Below are 16,097 nucleotides of genomic sequence, written 5' to 3' on the forward strand. Positions count from 1 at the left end.
TCCGACCACGCGTGACGGCCGCCCGATCCCGGTGGTCCCCACAGCCGCGGCCGGGCAGCCGGAACAACCGGGCGGTCTCGGCCCACTGTTCCGAGGGCGCCGGTTCCCCTCCCCGGAGGAAGGCGGGCGGATCCGCTCGGAGGCCGCAGACCGCTGACGCGTCTCACGGCTGCGCGGTAGGCGGAGAGTCGGGGGCCTGCGGGCGAGGCGAGAAGGTCCACGGCTCGTCGTACGCGGGCGGGCTCCAGGTGGGGGTCGAGGGGGGCGCGAAAGGGCCCGCACGGTTCTCCATCATCACCATCATCACGATGACCAGGGCCACGCTGGCGAAGATCAGGAAGAGACCGATGGGGTTGTTCGGGTTGTAGTAGTAACGGTTCGTCCCCCATGCGCTCTTCTTGAAGACGGGCTCGTCGTCGTTGTTCACGAACGCTCCTTGGTGGGGTCGGGTGCCGAGGCGGTCAGCGGCATGGAGCCGCCGTCAGGCGCGAGGGCGGTATGGCGCCGGGGCGACACAGCGCCGGGGCGGCGGGGCGGCGGGGCGGTGACCGTCGACGCGGCCGTGCTCGCGCGGAGTTCGTGATCGAGACGGTCGGCCACGACGCCGGCGAGGTCATCTGCGCGCAGGGGCCCCCGCTGCCACGTCGGCGGCCTCCGAGCGGGCCTGCGTCCGCTCACCGCCGGCCTCGACGAGGTCGTCGACCTGGAAGAGACGGGCGATCGGGACGTCCGTGCTGCTGTGGGCGATGATCGAGAAGGCGATGCAGACCGCGATCAGCGTGTACGCCTCCTGCCCCTGCGGGATGCCCGCCTGGAGGACCAGGAGCCCGTAGACCACCGACGCGAATCCCTTCGGACCGAACCAGGCCGCGACCAGCCTCTCCCGGCGGTCGATCCGCGTCCCCCACAGCGACAGCAGCAGCGAACCCGGCCGGACCAGTGCGATCGCGAGGACCACCGCCACGTACCCGCCGAAGGACAGCTCCCCGAAGAGCTGCGGGGTCAGCAGTGCGCCGAACACCAGCAGGGCCGCGAACTTGGCGAGCTCGGCCAGCGACTCGCCCAGGGGTTCGAACGCCTTGTGGGACTCCGGCGAGACGGCCGCGAGGACCGCGCCCGCGGAGAACGCGGCGAGGTAGGGGTTGGCATGGGTGAGGTGGCAGGCGGCGTAGAGGATGACGCCGGTGGCCAGCGGCAACAGCGGCTGGAGCTTGGGCTCGGCGCCGAGGAACCTCACCCGGGTGAGCAGGGCGACGAGCAGCGGCAGAGCCACGCCGAAGGCGAGACCGAGCCCCAGCTCCAGGCCGATCTTCCCGAAGGACGCCTCCGCGTGGGGTGAGGTCGGGCCGGCGGCGGCGATGAGGATCAGGACGACGGGGAGGGCGAGCCCGTCGTTGATGCCGCTCTCCACGTTGAGGAGTTCACGCAGTCGGGCGGGAACCTCCTTGCGACCCACGATCGCCGAGGCGAACACCGGGTCGGTCGGCGCGAGAACGGCTCCGACCAGGAAGGACGTCGTCCAGTCCAGACCCACCAGGTAGTGGGTGATCAGGGCCATCCCCACGCATGCGAGCGGCATCCCCAGACCCAGGGCCCGTACCGGATTGCGCCAGTTGGCGCGCAGCTTGGCGAACGAGACGTGCATGCCGTCCGTGAACAGCACGGCGAACAGGGCCAGGTCGGCGGTGACCGACACGATCTCGCTCTCGGGCGTGATGTGGATCAGCCCGAGGAACCCGTCGCTGACCAGCGCCCCGCCGACGAGGAAGAGCAGCGAGGTCGACAGGACGGTACGGGCGGCGAGCCCGGAGAGGAGCACCGCGACGAGTAGCGCGGCTCCGAAGACAGCGACGAGCACCATGGCAGAAGTCCCCCTGTCGGCAGGTGAGAACAGAGACGTCTCCTCTGTTCGCCGACCAGACTTCCCGGCACACCGGTACGGATCTTATACGGTCCTTACGCATTATTGACAGGCCCTTGACACGCAACGAGAGCGGGGCGGACTTGCCGGTGCTCGGCAAGTCCGCCCCTCGCCTACCTGGTGGTCGGCGGCGGATCCGTACTCACCGCGGGCAGCCGTGCCTTTCGGCGGAAGCGGAAGCGGAAGCGGTGCGAATGATCTGGACGGCGGCCACGAGAGCCGTGCCGAGGAGTGCGGGTCCCGCGTCCTGCGTGGTCACCGGCCGGTGCCCGCTCGTCCGCTGTCCTGGTAGATGTCGGGGATGCCGTCGGCGTCGTCGTCGCGCTCCTCCGCGTCGTACAGGCGCTTGTAGACACGGTTGCGACGGCGCAGGATCACGGCGGCGAGGACGGCGGCGGTGAGGGAGCCGATCAGGACGGCGGCCTTGATGTGCTCGCCCTCGGCCGCGTTCGGGAAGGCCAGTTCGCCGATGAGGAGGGCGACGGTGAAGCCGATGCCGGCCAGGGTGGCGAGACCGAACACGTCGGCCCAGGCGAGATCGGGGTTGAGCTGTGCACGCGTGAAGCGGGCGGCGAGGTAGGTGCCGAGGAAGATGCCGAGGATCTTGCCGACGACGAGGCCGACGACGACGCCGAGGGGTTCGGGGTCGGTGAAGACGTGGCCCAGCGCGGCGCCCGAGATGCCGACGCCGGCGGCGAAGAGGGCGAAGAGGGGGACGGCGACGCCCGCGGAGAAGGGGTGGACGAGGTGGGAGACCCGCGCGCCCGGGGACGCGGCCTCGCCCTTGTCGCGGGTGGTGCGCAGGATGAGGCCCATGGCCACGCCCGCAACGGTGGCGTGGACGCCGGAGTTGTACATCAGGGCCCAGACGGCGACGCCGAGCGGCACGTACCACCACCAGCCGCGCACCCGGAAGCGCTGGAGGGCGTAGAAGACGACCAGGCCGATGAACGCCCCGCCCAGCGCCCAGAAGTTGAGGTCCGAGGTGAAGAAGACCGCGATGATGAGGATCGCGCCGAGGTCGTCCACGACGGCGAGGGTGAGCAGGAACGCCCGGAGCGCGGACGGCAGATGAGTGCTGATCACCGCGAGGACGGCGAGGGCGAAGGCGATGTCCGTGGCCATCGGGACGGCCCAGCCGTCCAGGCTGCCCCCTCCGCCCGCCGCGACGAGAACGTACAGCGCGGCCGGAACCACCATGCCGCACAGTGCGGCGACCACGGGGAGTGCGGCCGTGGCCGGCGTGCGCAGTTCACCGACGACGAGCTCGCGCTTCAGCTCAATGCCCGCGACGAGGAAGAAGACCGCGAGGAGGCCGTCGGCGGTCCAGTGGGCGACCGACAGGTCCAGACCGAGGGCGGGTATGCCGAAGTGGAAGTTCCGTACGGACTCGTACGCCGCGCTCCACGGGCTGTTGGCCCAGACGAGCGCGACGACGGCCGCCGCTAGGAGGACCAGGCCGCCGACCGTCTCCGTGCGCAGGGCTTCGGCGACGGCTTGGCGTTCGGGCCAGGGCAGCAGACCGAAGATCACTTTGCGGGGACGTGACTGCGTCATGGGGCGGGCCTCCGGGGGATGTCGACAAACGGGCACACGGGCCCTCGGACGCCGACCAGACTTCCCGGCACACCAGCGTCATTCCGTTTGACGCGTTGTTTACACCCTATCGGGCGCGCGGGAGCCTCACCAGGCGTCTCTCACCTGCTGGAACACGCTGAAGGGCCCTGTCCCCACCAAGGCGCGAGGTGGGGACAGGGCCCTTCGGAAGCCGGGCCGCGGGGGCGGTCAGACGGTGGTCTTCACCGGCTCCTGGTCTTCGTCGTCGTCCGCGTCGAGGCCGGACTCACGCTTCTTCACGAAGGCGAGGAAGGTGTTCAGCTCCCGCTTGACGATCGGGGCGAGGAGGTAGAGGCCGATGATGTTGATGACCGCCAGCATGAACAGCACCGCGTCCGCCATGTCGATCAGCGTCTGCAGGGTCAGCAGCGAGCCGGCCACCGCGAACAGGGTGTAGAAGACCTTGAAGGTCACCTCGCTGACCTTGCTGCGGCCGAAGAGGTGCGTCCAGGCCTTCATGCAGTAGTAGCCCCAGGTCAGCACCGTGGAGACCGCGAACAGCATCACCGCGATGGTCAGGATGTACGGGAACCACGGCAGGACGGTGCCGAAGGCGTCGGACGTGATCGTGACGCCGCCGATGGAGTCACCACCCTCGCGGACCTCGACATAGCTGGCCGGGTTGGCGATGACGATGGTCAGGGCGGTCATGGTGCAGATGACGACCGTGTCGATGAACGGCTCCAGCAGGGCGACCAGGCCCTCGCTCGCGGGGTGCTTGGTCTTGACCGCGGAGTGCGCGATCGGGGCGGAGCCGAGACCGGCCTCGTTGGAGAACGCGGCCCGCTTGAAACCGATGATCAGCGCGCCGAGCACACCGCCGGCGACGCCCTGCGGGTTGAAGGCGCCCTCGATGATCGTGGAGACCGCGGCAGGAACGGCGGTGACGTTCACCAGGATGACGACGAGGCAGGCGGCGATGTAGATACCGGCCATCGCGGGGACGAGCTTGCTGGTGACGGAGGCGATCGAACGGATGCCGCCGAGGAGCACGATGCCGACGAGCGCAGCGATCAGGATGCCGAAGAACAGCGCGCCCGCGGAGGAGCCCATCAGGCCGCTCTCGCCGCCGGTGACGGAGACCAGCTGCGCGTAGGACTGGTTGACCTGGAAGAGGTTGCCGCCGAACAGGCCGAAGAACAGCACGAAGAACGAGGCGAGGACGGCGAGGACCTTGCCGAGCGTCTTGCCGTTCTTGCCGAAGCGCTCGGCGAGACCCTTGGGCAGGTAGTGCATCGGGCCGCCGGAGACGGTGCCGTCGGCGTGCACCTCGCGGTACTTCACACCGAGGGTGACCTCGACGAACTTCGTCGCCATGCCGAGGAGACCGCAGAGGATCATCCAGAACGTGGCGCCGGGGCCACCGATGGAGACGGCGACGGCCACACCGGCGATGTTGCCGAGGCCCACGGTGCCGGAGACGGCGGCGGTCAGCGCCTGGAAGTGGTTGACCTCACCGGTCGACCCCTTCTCGTCGTACTTGCCCCGCACCACGTTCACGGCGAGCTTGAACTTGCGCAGCTGCACGAAGCCGAACCAGCCGGTGAAGACCAGACCGGCGACGACGAGCCAGGCAACGATGAGGGGAAGCTCCGTACCCCCGACAGGAACGGAGTAGAAGACGACCTCGCCCAGCCATTTGGCTATGGGCTCGAAGAATCCGCTGACAGCCTTGTCGACGGACTGAGTGAAGGAATCGAGTGACACGGTGGGGACCTCAGTAACGCAGGACCGGCGTGCGGGAGGCTGCCGGTGGGTGTGCGGGCTTTGAGCGAACGCCGTTGTCCGATCGGCGACTCGAGGGTCGACGTCCACGGACTCGGAACGTGATCACCTTGGTCGTGCTGCCGGTGCGTGCCGGCACTTCGCAGGAGTGGCGAGGGGTGGTGCCACCTGCGAAGTTGCGCATTCCTACCACGACATCCGCCCCGCGCAGCGTGATGGACATCACATAACGTACGGTGATCTTCGAAAATCCCAGCAAGCGTGATGTGACCGTTATCCGGACACACTGTCCGTTCACAGTGCACTTATCTCCGCAGGTCAGGAGCGTACGGGTCCATGCACATGTTCATGCGTCAGTTCTCCGCCTCGTCTCCACGCAACCGCGACGCGGCGTGCCGTCCGGCCGGGCGCGCGAGGAGATGACGAGGGTCCGCCGCCCGGGTGATCGCCGTTTCGACGGCCGTGATGCGGTCGGCGAGCAGGCCGAGGGCGGCGACCGCCCGGATCAGGGGGTCCTCACCGGCGCCGCCGAGCGCCTGGGTGCGCGTGTAGGCGGCGGTGACGTCCGACCAGCGGACGGCCTGCGAGGCCGTGAGGGTGCCCCGCAGCGCGGCGAGCTTGAGGAGGTTGGCCTCGGCGTCGTTGGTGAGGGTCTGGGCCTCGGCGGTGTAGTGGTCGTCGATGACGGCGGCGAGTTCGGCGTCGTTCATGGCGGGTGAGAGGCGGGCTGCGATCTTGTTCATGTTCCGGTACGAGCCCTGGAGCCGGAAGGGCGGTTCGGTGCGGGCGTCGTCGGACTGGGCGGCGGAGGCGATGTAAGCCGCGTTGACGGCGAGAACGGTCTCGCGGGCGGTCAGCAGGTGACGCAGGACGGCGAGGACACGGTCGAGTTCGGCGGGGGCGTAGGCGTGCGTGAGCCGGTCACGGCGCGCTGTCGGGTCGTCCGCCGCCAGGCGGGTCAGGAGCTCCAGGTCGGCGCGGTCGCGGCCCGCCAGCGGGGCGAGGACGGGGTGGGACGTGAGGGCGTTCTCGACGAAGCTGAGTGCGAAGGCGTCCTCCTTGCCGGTCAGCACGTCGCCGAGGTTCCACACGTCGGCCCGGTTGGCGAGCATGTCCGGCACCCGAAAGCGCTGCCCGGACTCCGTGTACGGGTTTCCGGCCATGCAGACCGCGAAGCGCTTGCCGCGCAGGTCGTGGCCGTCCAGCGTGCGGGTGGCGTCGCAGAGCGGGATGAACTTCTGCAGGAACTCCGGCGAGGTGTGCTGGATGTCGTCCACGTACAGGAGCACGTTGTTGCCCGCCGCGAGCGCGAAGGCGATCTTCTCCAGTTCCCGGCGGGCGGCGGCGTCGGGCGCGTCGGCGGGGTCGAGGGAGGTCGTGTCCTGGCCGAGAGCGGGGCCGTCGACCTTGACCAGGAGCAGGCCGAGGCGGTCGGCGACGTATTCCATCAGTGTCGTCTTGCCGTAGCCGGGCGGGGAGAGGAGCAGGAGCAGGCCGTGGGAGTCGGTCCTCTTGGCGTCGCCTGTCGCGCCGAGCTGCTTGGCGAGGTTGTCGCCGATCAGCGGCAGGTAGACCTCGTCCACGAGGCGGTTGCGGACGAAGGACGACATGACGCGGGGCCGGTACTCGTCCACGCGCAGCCGAGCGCGCTCAGCCGTGACGAGCTCGGCCCGGCGCTGCTGGTAGGCGCGGAAGGCGGGCACGTCCTCGTCGGCGAAGGCCCGCGTCCTGGCCAGGTACTCGTCCAGGCGCAGCTGCATCGTGCTTCCCGCCACGCGGGGGTGGGTGCCGAGGAGGCCGGTGACGGTCGTCGTGGTCGGGGCGCTCATCTCATAGCGGTCGAGGCCCGGGGTGAGCTCGACGGCTACGGCCTCGGCCAGTACGCCCTCGTCGAGCTGCTCTCCGGAGGCCGACGCGTACGAGGTGAGCCATGCCTCGACAAGCTGCCGGCGCGCGCCCGGCTCCGTGAGGGCGGCGAGGGTGTCGCCGTACACGGAGTCGACGACGACCCGGCGGAACTTGTCCAGCAGTGCGTGGGCACGGTCGGAGACGGCGAAGCCCGCCGGACCGGAGGCCAGTTCCGCGATCAGGTAGTCGGCGGCGGCCGCGTCGCCGATCTCCTCGGCCAGCTCCAGCCGGAGCCCGTCCAGGGCCGATGCCGAGCCGAAGAGGTCACGGGCCTGGTTCAGTGAGACCGCACGCCGGGTCCACTGGTCGCGGGCCGTCACGGTGGTGGAGTGGGCCCAGAAGGTCTGGGCGGCCGCGCGCGCCTTCGCCGGGTGCCGGAGAAGTCCGGCACCCTCGTGGAGCCTGAGCACCGCCTCCAGGATCGCCGTCGCGTCATGGTCGTGGACGCCGCGCTCGTAGCCCTCGTCGTAGGCGGCCTCGGCCGCCCGCCGGGCGAGCTCGGCGATGTCCGCGCCGGCCAGGCCGTCCGCGCCGTGCTCGGCCAGCAGGCGTGCGGCCAGGTGCTCGGCGCGGTACACCTCGGGCGACTCCGACGGCAGCGCCCGGTTCCAGCACGGCCGGGTCGCGGCGAACTCCGGGTCGGTGACGGGGGCGCGGTAGTCGGTGCCGGTCAGCGCGAAGGCGAGGGTGTCCTCGTACGGTACGAGCGTCAGTTCCGGGGCCTGCCGGTTCACGGCGAAGTGGTGCCGGCCGAACCGGATCGTGTCGCCGCCGTCGGAGAAGAGGTCGGTACGGTCCCGCAGTGCGCGGCCGGCCTCCTGGCGGGCGGCTCCGAGGCGGCCGTCGAGTTCCTCCGCCCGTACCTGGTCGCCGAGTTCCCGCAGCTCCGCCGCGATGCGCCGGACCTTGCCCACCATCGGGTCCGAGGCGAAGTACGTGTGCACCTCGTCGAGGCCGCCCAGGGTGGAGGCCCGCCGTGCGATCGCCTCCAGAACGCGGCCCGCTGATTCCGCCAGGCGCTCCGCGCGGCGTGCGCGGGTGTCCTGGAGGGACTGCTTGCGGGCGGTGAAGGCGTCGTAGATCTCGGTCCGCTTCTCGGCGATGCCGGCCAGGAAGCCGTCGTGCTCGGCGAAGCGGGACTCGAGGTTCTCCAGCTGCAGCAGGAGGCGGCCGAGCTGGTCGTCGCAGCGCTCCGGGGTGTCCGACGCCGCCAGGGCGCCGGTGACGGCCTGCCCGAGCAGGGCCAGCTCGGCGGCGAATTCCGCCCGTCCCTCCTGGTCGAGGAGGTCGGCACGCCGAGAGGCGAGAACGGCACGGGCGCGGTTGAGCGAGCCGAGGACGTCGGCGATCCGCTCCAGGATCGACGTGCGTACGGTCGCGTCGCCGATGTCGAGCCCGGCGACGATCTCGCTGAGCGTCCGCAGCCCGAGGGTGCGCTCGTCGAGCCGGTCGCCGACGGGGCCCGCCTCGGCGACGGTGGTCAGCTCCCCGGCCTCGGTGGCGAGCGATTCCGCCTCCCTGTGGTGGCCGGTGAAGGCGTCCTCGCGCCGGAGGAACGCGACGGCGCGCTGCGCGGCCGAGTCGATGTCGGCCTCGACGTCCGCGGCGAGGGTGTCGATCCTCTCCGTGTCGGCGTACCGCATCTCCTTCAGGGTCACCAGGTGCCCCTGGGCCTGGCGCAGTTCGGTGATCCTTGAGATCCACTCCTCGGCGGTGGCGGGCGCCTCGCCGCGGATGCGCCGGACCAGCCGGGTGATCTGCTGGGCGGACTCGGCCAGCGCCTCGGTCGCCTGCCGGGTGAGTGTGGTCACCGTCTCGAACTCGTCGAGGACCTGCGCGGCGGTGCCCCGCAGCTCGGCCAGCGGACCGTGCAGGTCGCCCGTCTCGGGGTCGCCCAGCCAGTGGTGAACGTCGGTGGCGCGCTCGCACGCGGCGGCCAGCGACTCGTACACCGCGCCGGTGGGCGTCAGCTCGACGGCCTGCCGGGCGATGGCGAGGCAGTCGGAGATGCCCCGGACGAGGTCCGCGTTGCCGATCCGGGCCAGCGGCCCCTCGCTCGGTGGCGTCACATGGGTGTCGGCCACGTACGGCGTCCGCCAGATCTGCGCCGGGTGCACGCGGCCGGGCTCCCCGTCCTCGGCGCGCAGCACGACCATCGTCCCGTCGTCGAGGAGCGCGTATCCGCGGCAGGAGACGGGGGTGGCGATCTCCTTGCGGATCAGGTTGTACGGGAGGAGAAGGCTCCGGCCCGTCTCCTGGGCGTGGAAGGCGAAGAGGATGTCCTCGCCGTTGGGTGAGCGGATCGCCCGCTCGAACGTCAGCTGCGCCGAGTCCGTGTCGAAGGTCTTCACCGTGCCGGAGGCGAGGCAGTAGCCGCCGGGGAACACGACGCCCTCGTCCTCGGGCAGCCGAAGGCATGCCTGTCCGATGCCGTCGAGGCGGACCACGGTGCCAGTCAGGGTGTTGAAGACGAGATGGCGTCGGGTCTCCTCCTTGTACGGGCGGACGCGCACCACGATCAGGGCGCCCACCGTCGCGTACGCGACCTCCGCGTCGGCCAGGGACTGGAGGGGCTCGTCGACGGCCTCGCTGTGGACACCTTCGCCGGTCTCGGTGTCGTTCTCCGTCTTCACCGTCAACGCCCCGCCGACCGTGGAGACGAAGAGGAGGCCGTCGAGCGAGATGTGCGGGTGCCGGCCCAGCACGTGGTCGTCGCGGGTCGTCTCCACCCAGTCGACGTCGTGGGAGGGAGGGAAGACGTGGTCGCGCTCGCCCTGGGCGTCGAGGAAACGCGTCTCGCCCGCCGGTCCCACGGACCAGCGCAGGACGCGGAGGTCGTCGGCCTGCTCTCCCGTCTGGAAGACAGCGAGGAGACGGCCGTCCAGGCGGCGCAGCCGCAGCAGACGCGCGCCCCGGAAGTAGCGGTGCAGGCCGGTGAACTCCCGCACGAAGTCCGGGTCGTCGAGGAGGCCGGGCACCGCGCCCTCGGGCAGCGGGTTCAGCTCGCGGTCGTACAGCGTGAAGACATCGGAGACCGAGGTCTCGGCCCGCCCCGCGGTGCTCGTGTGGCGACCGAAGAGCAGGACGTCCTCGCCGACGGCGACGATGTCCCGGGGCAGGCCGTTGCTCTCGGTGCGGATGCGGCCGGTGCCCGTCAGCGTCAGCTCGCCCGAACCGAACTCCGTGATCCGCGCCCGGTTGAGGGCCTCGGCGCGCCGGGCCAGCTCACCGGCCTGCGCGACAAGACGGTCGCGCAACACCGCGTACGTGTCCTGGTCGATTCCCGCGCTCATCCCGTTCCGCTCCTTGTACCGTGGTGGATACGGGTCCGGTGCCGGTAACTCCCCCGTTTGCCGGCACCGGACCCTGCTGTGACCGCTCCCCCGTGGGCGGTCGGTTCTTGACGGCGCCGTTCAGCCCTTGAATGTCGGCCGGGGCCGCTGGAGCCGACCCGTCCAGGAACCCGGACCGGTCGTGAGGACCGTGGCCTGCGCCTCTGCCACCTGCCGCTGCACTTCGAGCCCTGCCGGACGGATGTCCTTCTCCGCCTCCAGACGCGGCCGGTACTCCTCATGGGTACGGGACGCCTCGTCGAGCGCCGCCATCGCGGTCGCCTTCCCGGTCAGACCCGCGGCTTCCGCCTTCAGCTTCTCGCCGACCGCGGTCGCCTCCGCCAGGGCCTTCTCCCGGGTGCCGACGGCTTCGGCGGCTCGCCCATCGATCCCCCCGTGATGTCTCGAAGTTTCCTGGTCCAGGCATCGGCGCGATGCCCGTGCCCTCTCGACGACCATTCTGGCGCAGCAGAGGCCGCGTCGACATTGCCGTGAACCGGCAGTCTTTGACGTCTTCTTGATGCCAGAGACGCCCCCCGGCGGCCCGCCGCCCGAACCCCGGCATCGGGGCCCTGACGTACCGCCTCGGCCGCATCCCACAGCTGACGGGCGCCGACCCCGGCGATCCGGTCCAGCGCCACACCCTCCGGACAGCCGTCATCGGAGCCCGACTCCTCGGGTGACCCGACGAGGGTCGGTGACCGCTCGACGCGTCGAGGCGGCACCGGAAGGGCACACTGACGGTAGGACTTCCCGCAGCGGCAGGTGGAGGGGGTCACGATGAGTCACCCCGCAGATGACGAGCGCATTCTCGCGGACATGGAGCGGGGGCTCACACACGACGATCCCGCCCTCAGCGCCACGATGGAGACGCTGAACCAGCAGTTTCCCGGGCAGCCGGAGCGATCCGGGAGAGCCCGCCTTTCACGGCGTGATCCCCGGCTCGTGGCAGCGGTCGTCCTGGCCGTGATCGCCCTCCTGGGACTGATTCTCACAGCCGCTCTGAACTCGCCGCCGGCGCCCCCCGACGGGGAGGTCACCCGGCCGGCGGCGCACTCCGCCGTGCTCACCACGTACTGGTGACGGGGTCCGGTGTGGCGATGCCCGGCGCGAGGTCGAGCGCGGCACCGGTGGCCGGGAGTGTCCAGCTCGCCCATGGGCTCACGCGGACTCCCCGTCGGGATCGGCGCCTGGCGCGATGCGGTCCGAGTACGTGGTTCTACGATGCCGCCATGCGATCGATCTACCGCAGTGCGGCCGCACGCGACCGCGTACACGCCTGGTGCGAGAGACGCCTCGACGCGTGGCCGGTGCCCCACACCCGCTCGTGTGTCGACACCTCTGCGGGGGTAACCCACGTGACGACGGTGGGGCCCGCCCCGGCTCCGGGGACTCCGGGCATCGTCCTCGTACCGGGGACGAACATGAACGCCGCCGTCTCCCTGGACACGCTGGAGTCCCTGTCAGCCGTCGGTCAGGTCATCGCGCTGGACGTGCCGGGGCAGCCCGGTCTGAGTGCGGACGTTCGGCCCAGGCGCGACCGTACGGCCTGGTACGGGCGCTGGCTGTCGGAGGTCATGGACCGGGTCGCGCCCCGGGGCGCGGTGGTCGTGGGCCACTCGCTGGGCGGCGCGATCACGCTCACCTGCCGATCGGAGCGGATCACGGCGCGCGTGCTGGTCTCGCCGGCGGGGCTGGTCGGGCTGCGGGTCGGCCCCGCCGTCCTCGGGGCGACCCTTCCGTGGTTGCTGCGTCCGGACGTTCCGAACGCCGAGCGACTCCTACGGCACATGGTCTCCCCCGGCACCGAGCCGCCGCGCGCCCTGGCCGACTGGATGGCGCTCGTGGGCGCGTCCTGCCGCAGCAGCCTCGCTCCGCCGCCGCTGCCCCGGTCCGTCCTGACGGCCGCCCGGACGACTCCGGCCTTCGTGGTCGTGGGAAGGCACGACACCTTCCTGCCCGCGTCTGCGCTGCGCCGCGCCGCGGGACTCCGCCTCGGCACCGACCTGCTCGTCATCGGCGACGCGGGGCACCTGGTCCTGGACGAGGCAGTGGATCGGATCGCTCTGGTCGTGTCGGAGGCTCTGGGCGCGCGCTAGGGAGTGTCGTCGCAGTAGCGTCGTCCGCCCGAAGGGGGGCCCGGCGGCGTCATGGGGGTCCCCCCTGCTCGAGCGCAGCCGAGAGCTTGGGGGAGCGTGCGATCGCAAGGCGGAGGGAGGAGAGCGCAGCGGGCTGCGCCGACGACCGACAACGCGGCGAGCGTGCGTGCCAGACGCCGCCGGGCAGACGGGACCTCGACGACACGACCTGGCAGCGTCAACGACACGTGAGGACTGCCGGACTCCGGCAGTGCGCTCCTGTGCGGTCCGGTGACAGCATCTGTCGGCGTGCCGTGGTGCAGGCCCACCAGCTTGGCAACGGTCGCGTCTCTGGTACACGGTGGCCGACGAGGCCGCGCCCGTCGGTGACGACAGTCAGCGAACAGCCGCTGCACTCACGCATCTCTACGACGCCGCAGGGGGAGACATGACGGCGCTGCCGTATCAGGAAGACGCGCAGGCGCATGCCGGGGGACACATGGTGGTCTGCGGCGACGACGGGCTCGCCCGCCGGCTGGCCGACGAGCTGCGGGAGGTCTACCGGCAGCGGGTCGTCCTGGTCGTCACGGAGACAGGGGACGAGGGGCAGACCGTCGAGCCGGTCGCGGAGCCGTCGGATACGACGAGCGGCGGCACGATCGTCCCCGTTGACGTGAGGACCGCGCCGGCCCCCACCCGGGAGGCACTGCTCCGGGCCGGAGTGGACCGTGCGGAGGCGCTGGCGCTGCTGTACGAGGACGACGAGACCAACCTGCGTGCCGCGCTCGCCGCCCGCCGCCTCAGCCCGGGGCTGCGGCTCGTCGTCCGCATGTACAACCGCAAGCTCGGCCAGCACCTGGAGGAGCTGCTCGACCAGGCAGCGCTCGTGCACTCCCCCGGCATGGACCGCGCTGTCCTCGACGCCTCGACGACCGTCCTGTCCGACGCCGACACCGCGGCCCCCGCGCTCGCCGCCACCGCCGTCGCCGGCACGAGCAAGGTCGTCCAGGCCGACGGCGTCCTTCTGCGAGCCGCCGAGCGCACTCCGCCCGGGCGCGGCGAGGTGCCGGAGGGAGGTCTGTGCACCCTGGCGCTGCTGTCGTCCACGACGGCCGACCCGGCGGGCGCCGAAGGATCGGAGGCCAGCGGGCCGCAGGGCCCGGTCCTGCTGCCGGACGACCGGGCCGTGGCGGGCAGCACCGGGCGCGGCCGTGTCGTCCTGGAAGCAGTCCAGTACGCCGGTCCCGCCCTGCCCGTGCGGCGTCTGGCGCGCCGTGGGGCGCCGTTGCGCGAGCTCTTCTCCAGCCGCCTGCGCTGGGCGCTCGCCGGCATGGTCGCCTCCGTACTCGCTCTGACCCTCACCGCCACCGCACTCACCGACGCCGACCCCGTGCACGCCGCGTACATCACGCTGCTCGACCTGTTCGCGATCAACGACCCCGCGCTCGACGCGCGGCCGACGAACCAGATCCTCCAGCTCTTGTCCGGCCTCGTCGGGCTCGCCCTGCTCCCGCTCCTCGTCGCGGCGGCGCTGGAGGCACTGGGCACGTTCCGCGCCGCCGGATCGCTGCGGCGACCGCCCCGGGGGCTGTCCGGACACGTCGTCCTGCTCGGCCTCGGGAAGGTCGGCACCCGTGTCCTCGCCCGGCTGCGGGAGCTCGACATCCCCGTCGTCTGCGTCGAGGAGGACCCCGACGCCCGCGGTGTCCCCCTCGCCCGCGGCCTGAACGTGCCGGTCGTTCTCGGCGATGTCACCGACGAAGGCGTCCTGGAGGCGGCGAAGGTCCACCGGGCGCACGCCCTGCTCGCCCTCACCAGCTCCGACACCACCAATCTGGAGGCCGTCCTCTACGCCCGTACCGTGAAGGCCGATCTGCGCGTGGCCCTGCGGCTGTACGACGACGAGTTCGCCACTGCCGTCTACCGCACGCTGCGGACCGCCCACCCCGGGGCCCTCACGCGCAGCCGCAGCGTCACCCACCTCGCGGCACCCCCGTTCGCCGGGGCCATGATGGGGCGCCAGATCCTCGGCGCGATCCCGGTCGAACGAAAGGTCCTCGTCTTCGCCGCCCTCCTCGTCGCCGGCCACCCGCAGTTCGAGGGCCGCACCGTCGCCGAATCCTTCCGCCCCGGCGCGTGGCGCGTCCTCGCCCTCGACACCGCCTCCCCCGGCTCACGCCGTCCCGACCTCGCCTCCACCCGCCACGACGGTGAGCAGCCCCAGCTGCTGTGGGACCTCCACCCCGGCTACATGTTGCGACCGGAGGACCGCGTCGTCATCGCCGCGACCCGCCGTGGCCTCGCCGAACTGCTGGGGCGACACCACGCGAGTGCCCCCTCGGACGCGCAGTCCCCGCTCTGATCGACGGAGGTCAGGAGACCGTCCTTTCGACTCCGTCGGCGGGAGGCGCCTTCGGCCATCAGCCTCCCGGATACGGAGCAACGGTCTGGGTAGGCGCACCCGAGGCGGGTTCGCGGCTTTCGAAGGGTCTCGTCGGCCATCGGAGGGAGTGACCTGAGATGCGGGCCGAAGCAGGTGGGAAACGGGTCGCTCGTGGGCGTCGATGGCTCCCCGGCCTCGTTCGCGGCTCTGCGCTGGGCGGTGGAGTACGCGCGGATGGCCGGAGCGGGCGTCGAGGCGGTGGCGGCGTACGACGTCGCAGGAGGAATCGGCTGGTCGGCCCCCGCGGTGGACGCGGCCCTCGACGCCGAGGAGGCACAGAGCAAGCTGAGCAGCGAGATCAGAGAGGTTCTCGGCACGCCCCATGACGTACCGGTGGAGGAGCACCTGGTGCGGGGGAACGCCGTCGAGGCATTGATCACCGCGCCCGAAGCGCCGAGCTGCTGGTCGTCGGAAACCGGGGCAGGGGCGGCTTCGCCCGGCTGCTGCTCGGTTCCGTGAGCCAGCAGTGCGCGCTGCGCGCCTCGTGTCCCGTCTTGATTCTCCGTGCGCCGGGGGACGGTCACGACACCCCTGGGATGCCTTAGCACGCCCTCCAGGCGCCGGGGCGGCACGCGTCGCGCTGATGTGACGACCACCAAGACGAAGCCGAGCCGGCGTCGAGCGGGCGACGGTCACGTGTCGGGCTGCCCGCGTCCATGCGTCCGGGGTCGCCGCCTTCGGCGCGGCGGGCGAGGCGGTGCAGGCCGGCTCCCGCAGCGGACGAGGACCAGGGCACGGGCTACTTCGGTGGAAGGGTGCCGGTGAAGGCCACCGACGCCGTCACCCAGTGCCGCAGGACGGAATTCTCGGCGAGCTCGGGGCCCGAGACCGTCACCCAGCCGCGCATCGGCCGGCCCGTGAAGTCCATGGGCCGGGCCCCCGGCCGGGCGAGCGCCTCCGCGGCACCGTCCGTACCCACCCGGGCGATGAGTTCGTCGCCGACCACTCCCACGGTCATGTTGCCGCCCAGCAGGAAGGACAGCCCGCCGAACATCCGCTTCTCGGTGATGCCGGGCCGGTCCCGGAGCTGCTCCCTGATCCGCTGGGCCAGACCTTCGTCGTACGCCATACGC

General features: G+C 71.4%; 10 protein-coding genes and 3 pseudogenes. 5 read left to right on the forward strand and 8 right to left on the reverse strand.

Going from position 1 to position 16,097, the window contains the following annotated elements; genetic code table 11:
* Nucleotides 1-163: 163 nt before the first annotated feature.
* From ACFUJR_RS22705 to ACFUJR_RS22735, 7 genes and pseudogenes are all read right to left on the reverse strand, one after another.
* On the reverse strand, nucleotides 164-427 hold the full coding sequence (locus ACFUJR_RS22705) for a hypothetical protein (protein WP_383174580.1): 264 nt from the start codon (nucleotides 425-427) through the stop codon (nucleotides 164-166).
* A complete protein-coding gene (locus ACFUJR_RS22710; protein ID WP_383174577.1) occupies nucleotides 424-600 on the reverse strand; it encodes a hypothetical protein in 177 nt (58 codons plus the stop codon). The genes ACFUJR_RS22705 and ACFUJR_RS22710 overlap by 4 nt, the downstream gene beginning before the upstream one ends.
* 13 nt (nucleotides 601-613) lie before the next feature.
* The gene (locus ACFUJR_RS22715; protein ID WP_383174574.1) at nucleotides 614-1,861 is read right to left on the reverse strand and encodes a cation:proton antiporter; all 1,248 of its coding nucleotides are present in this window, start codon (nucleotides 1,859-1,861) and stop codon (nucleotides 614-616) included.
* A gap of 315 nt (nucleotides 1,862-2,176) precedes the next feature.
* Nucleotides 2,177-3,478, reverse strand: a complete 1,302-nt coding sequence (nhaA, locus tag ACFUJR_RS22720) for a Na+/H+ antiporter NhaA (RefSeq protein WP_383171495.1) — start codon at nucleotides 3,476-3,478, stop codon at nucleotides 2,177-2,179.
* 228 nt (nucleotides 3,479-3,706) lie between these two features.
* Nucleotides 3,707-5,245, reverse strand: coding sequence for an alanine/glycine:cation symporter family protein (locus ACFUJR_RS22725; protein ID WP_383171497.1), 1,539 nt, complete (start codon nucleotides 5,243-5,245; stop codon nucleotides 3,707-3,709).
* A 371-nt stretch (nucleotides 5,246-5,616) separates the two neighbouring features.
* Nucleotides 5,617-10,464: a DNA repair ATPase gene (locus ACFUJR_RS22730; RefSeq protein ID WP_383171499.1), complete on the reverse strand. Its 4,848-nt coding sequence runs from the start codon at nucleotides 10,462-10,464 to the stop codon at nucleotides 5,617-5,619.
* Between the two features lie 174 nt (nucleotides 10,465-10,638).
* A pseudogene (locus tag ACFUJR_RS22735) lies at nucleotides 10,639-10,878 on the reverse strand (flotillin family protein); the annotation flags it as partial.
* A gap of 164 nt (nucleotides 10,879-11,042) precedes the next feature.
* On the opposite strand from ACFUJR_RS22735, the pseudogene ACFUJR_RS22740 reads away from it, so the two are divergent.
* The 5 genes and pseudogenes from ACFUJR_RS22740 to ACFUJR_RS22760 form a co-directional block, all read left to right on the forward strand.
* Nucleotides 11,043-11,186: pseudogene (locus ACFUJR_RS22740) on the forward strand (PucR family transcriptional regulator); the annotation flags it as partial.
* Between the two features lie 97 nt (nucleotides 11,187-11,283).
* The gene (locus ACFUJR_RS22745) at nucleotides 11,284-11,586 is read left to right on the forward strand and encodes a DUF3040 domain-containing protein (protein ID WP_383171501.1); all 303 of its coding nucleotides are present in this window, start codon (nucleotides 11,284-11,286) and stop codon (nucleotides 11,584-11,586) included.
* A gap of 149 nt (nucleotides 11,587-11,735) precedes the next feature.
* Nucleotides 11,736-12,602: an alpha/beta fold hydrolase gene (locus tag ACFUJR_RS22750; protein WP_383171503.1), complete on the forward strand. Its 867-nt coding sequence runs from the start codon at nucleotides 11,736-11,738 to the stop codon at nucleotides 12,600-12,602.
* 478 nt (nucleotides 12,603-13,080) lie between these two features.
* The gene (locus ACFUJR_RS22755) at nucleotides 13,081-14,943 is read left to right on the forward strand and encodes an NAD-binding protein (protein ID WP_383171541.1); all 1,863 of its coding nucleotides are present in this window, start codon (nucleotides 13,081-13,083) and stop codon (nucleotides 14,941-14,943) included.
* A 240-nt stretch (nucleotides 14,944-15,183) separates the two neighbouring features.
* A pseudogene (locus ACFUJR_RS22760) lies at nucleotides 15,184-15,569 on the forward strand (universal stress protein).
* A 194-nt stretch (nucleotides 15,570-15,763) separates the two neighbouring features.
* Here ACFUJR_RS22760 and ACFUJR_RS22765 read toward each other — a convergent pair.
* Nucleotides 15,764-16,093 carry a TfoX/Sxy family protein gene (locus ACFUJR_RS22765; RefSeq protein ID WP_383171505.1) on the reverse strand — a complete coding sequence of 110 codons (330 nt, stop codon included), beginning with the start codon at nucleotides 16,091-16,093 and terminating at the stop codon, nucleotides 15,764-15,766.
* Nucleotides 16,094-16,097: the final 4 nt, after the last annotated feature.

Source organism: Streptomyces sp. NPDC057271, assembly GCF_042668715.1.
In the GTDB taxonomy this organism is placed as follows: domain Bacteria; phylum Actinomycetota; class Actinomycetes; order Streptomycetales; family Streptomycetaceae; genus Streptomyces.

Excerpts from the sequence above, each read along its gene's own strand:
- ACFUJR_RS22715 (WP_383174574.1), bottom strand. The coding sequence starts at position 1,861 with ATGGTGCTCGTCGCTGTCTTCGGAGCCGCGCTACTCGTCGCGGTGCTC.
- ACFUJR_RS22750 (WP_383171503.1), top strand. The coding sequence starts at position 11,736 with ATGCGATCGATCTACCGCAGTGCGGCCGCACGCGACCGCGTACACGCC.
- ACFUJR_RS22765 (WP_383171505.1), bottom strand. The coding sequence starts at position 16,093 with ATGGCGTACGACGAAGGTCTGGCCCAGCGGATCAGGGAGCAGCTCCGG.
- nhaA (WP_383171495.1), bottom strand. The coding sequence starts at position 3,478 with ATGACGCAGTCACGTCCCCGCAAAGTGATCTTCGGTCTGCTGCCCTGG.
- ACFUJR_RS22755 (WP_383171541.1), top strand. The coding sequence starts at position 13,081 with ATGGTGGTCTGCGGCGACGACGGGCTCGCCCGCCGGCTGGCCGACGAG.
- ACFUJR_RS22730 (WP_383171499.1), bottom strand. The coding sequence starts at position 10,464 with ATGAGCGCGGGAATCGACCAGGACACGTACGCGGTGTTGCGCGACCGT.
- ACFUJR_RS22745 (WP_383171501.1), top strand. The coding sequence starts at position 11,284 with ATGAGTCACCCCGCAGATGACGAGCGCATTCTCGCGGACATGGAGCGG.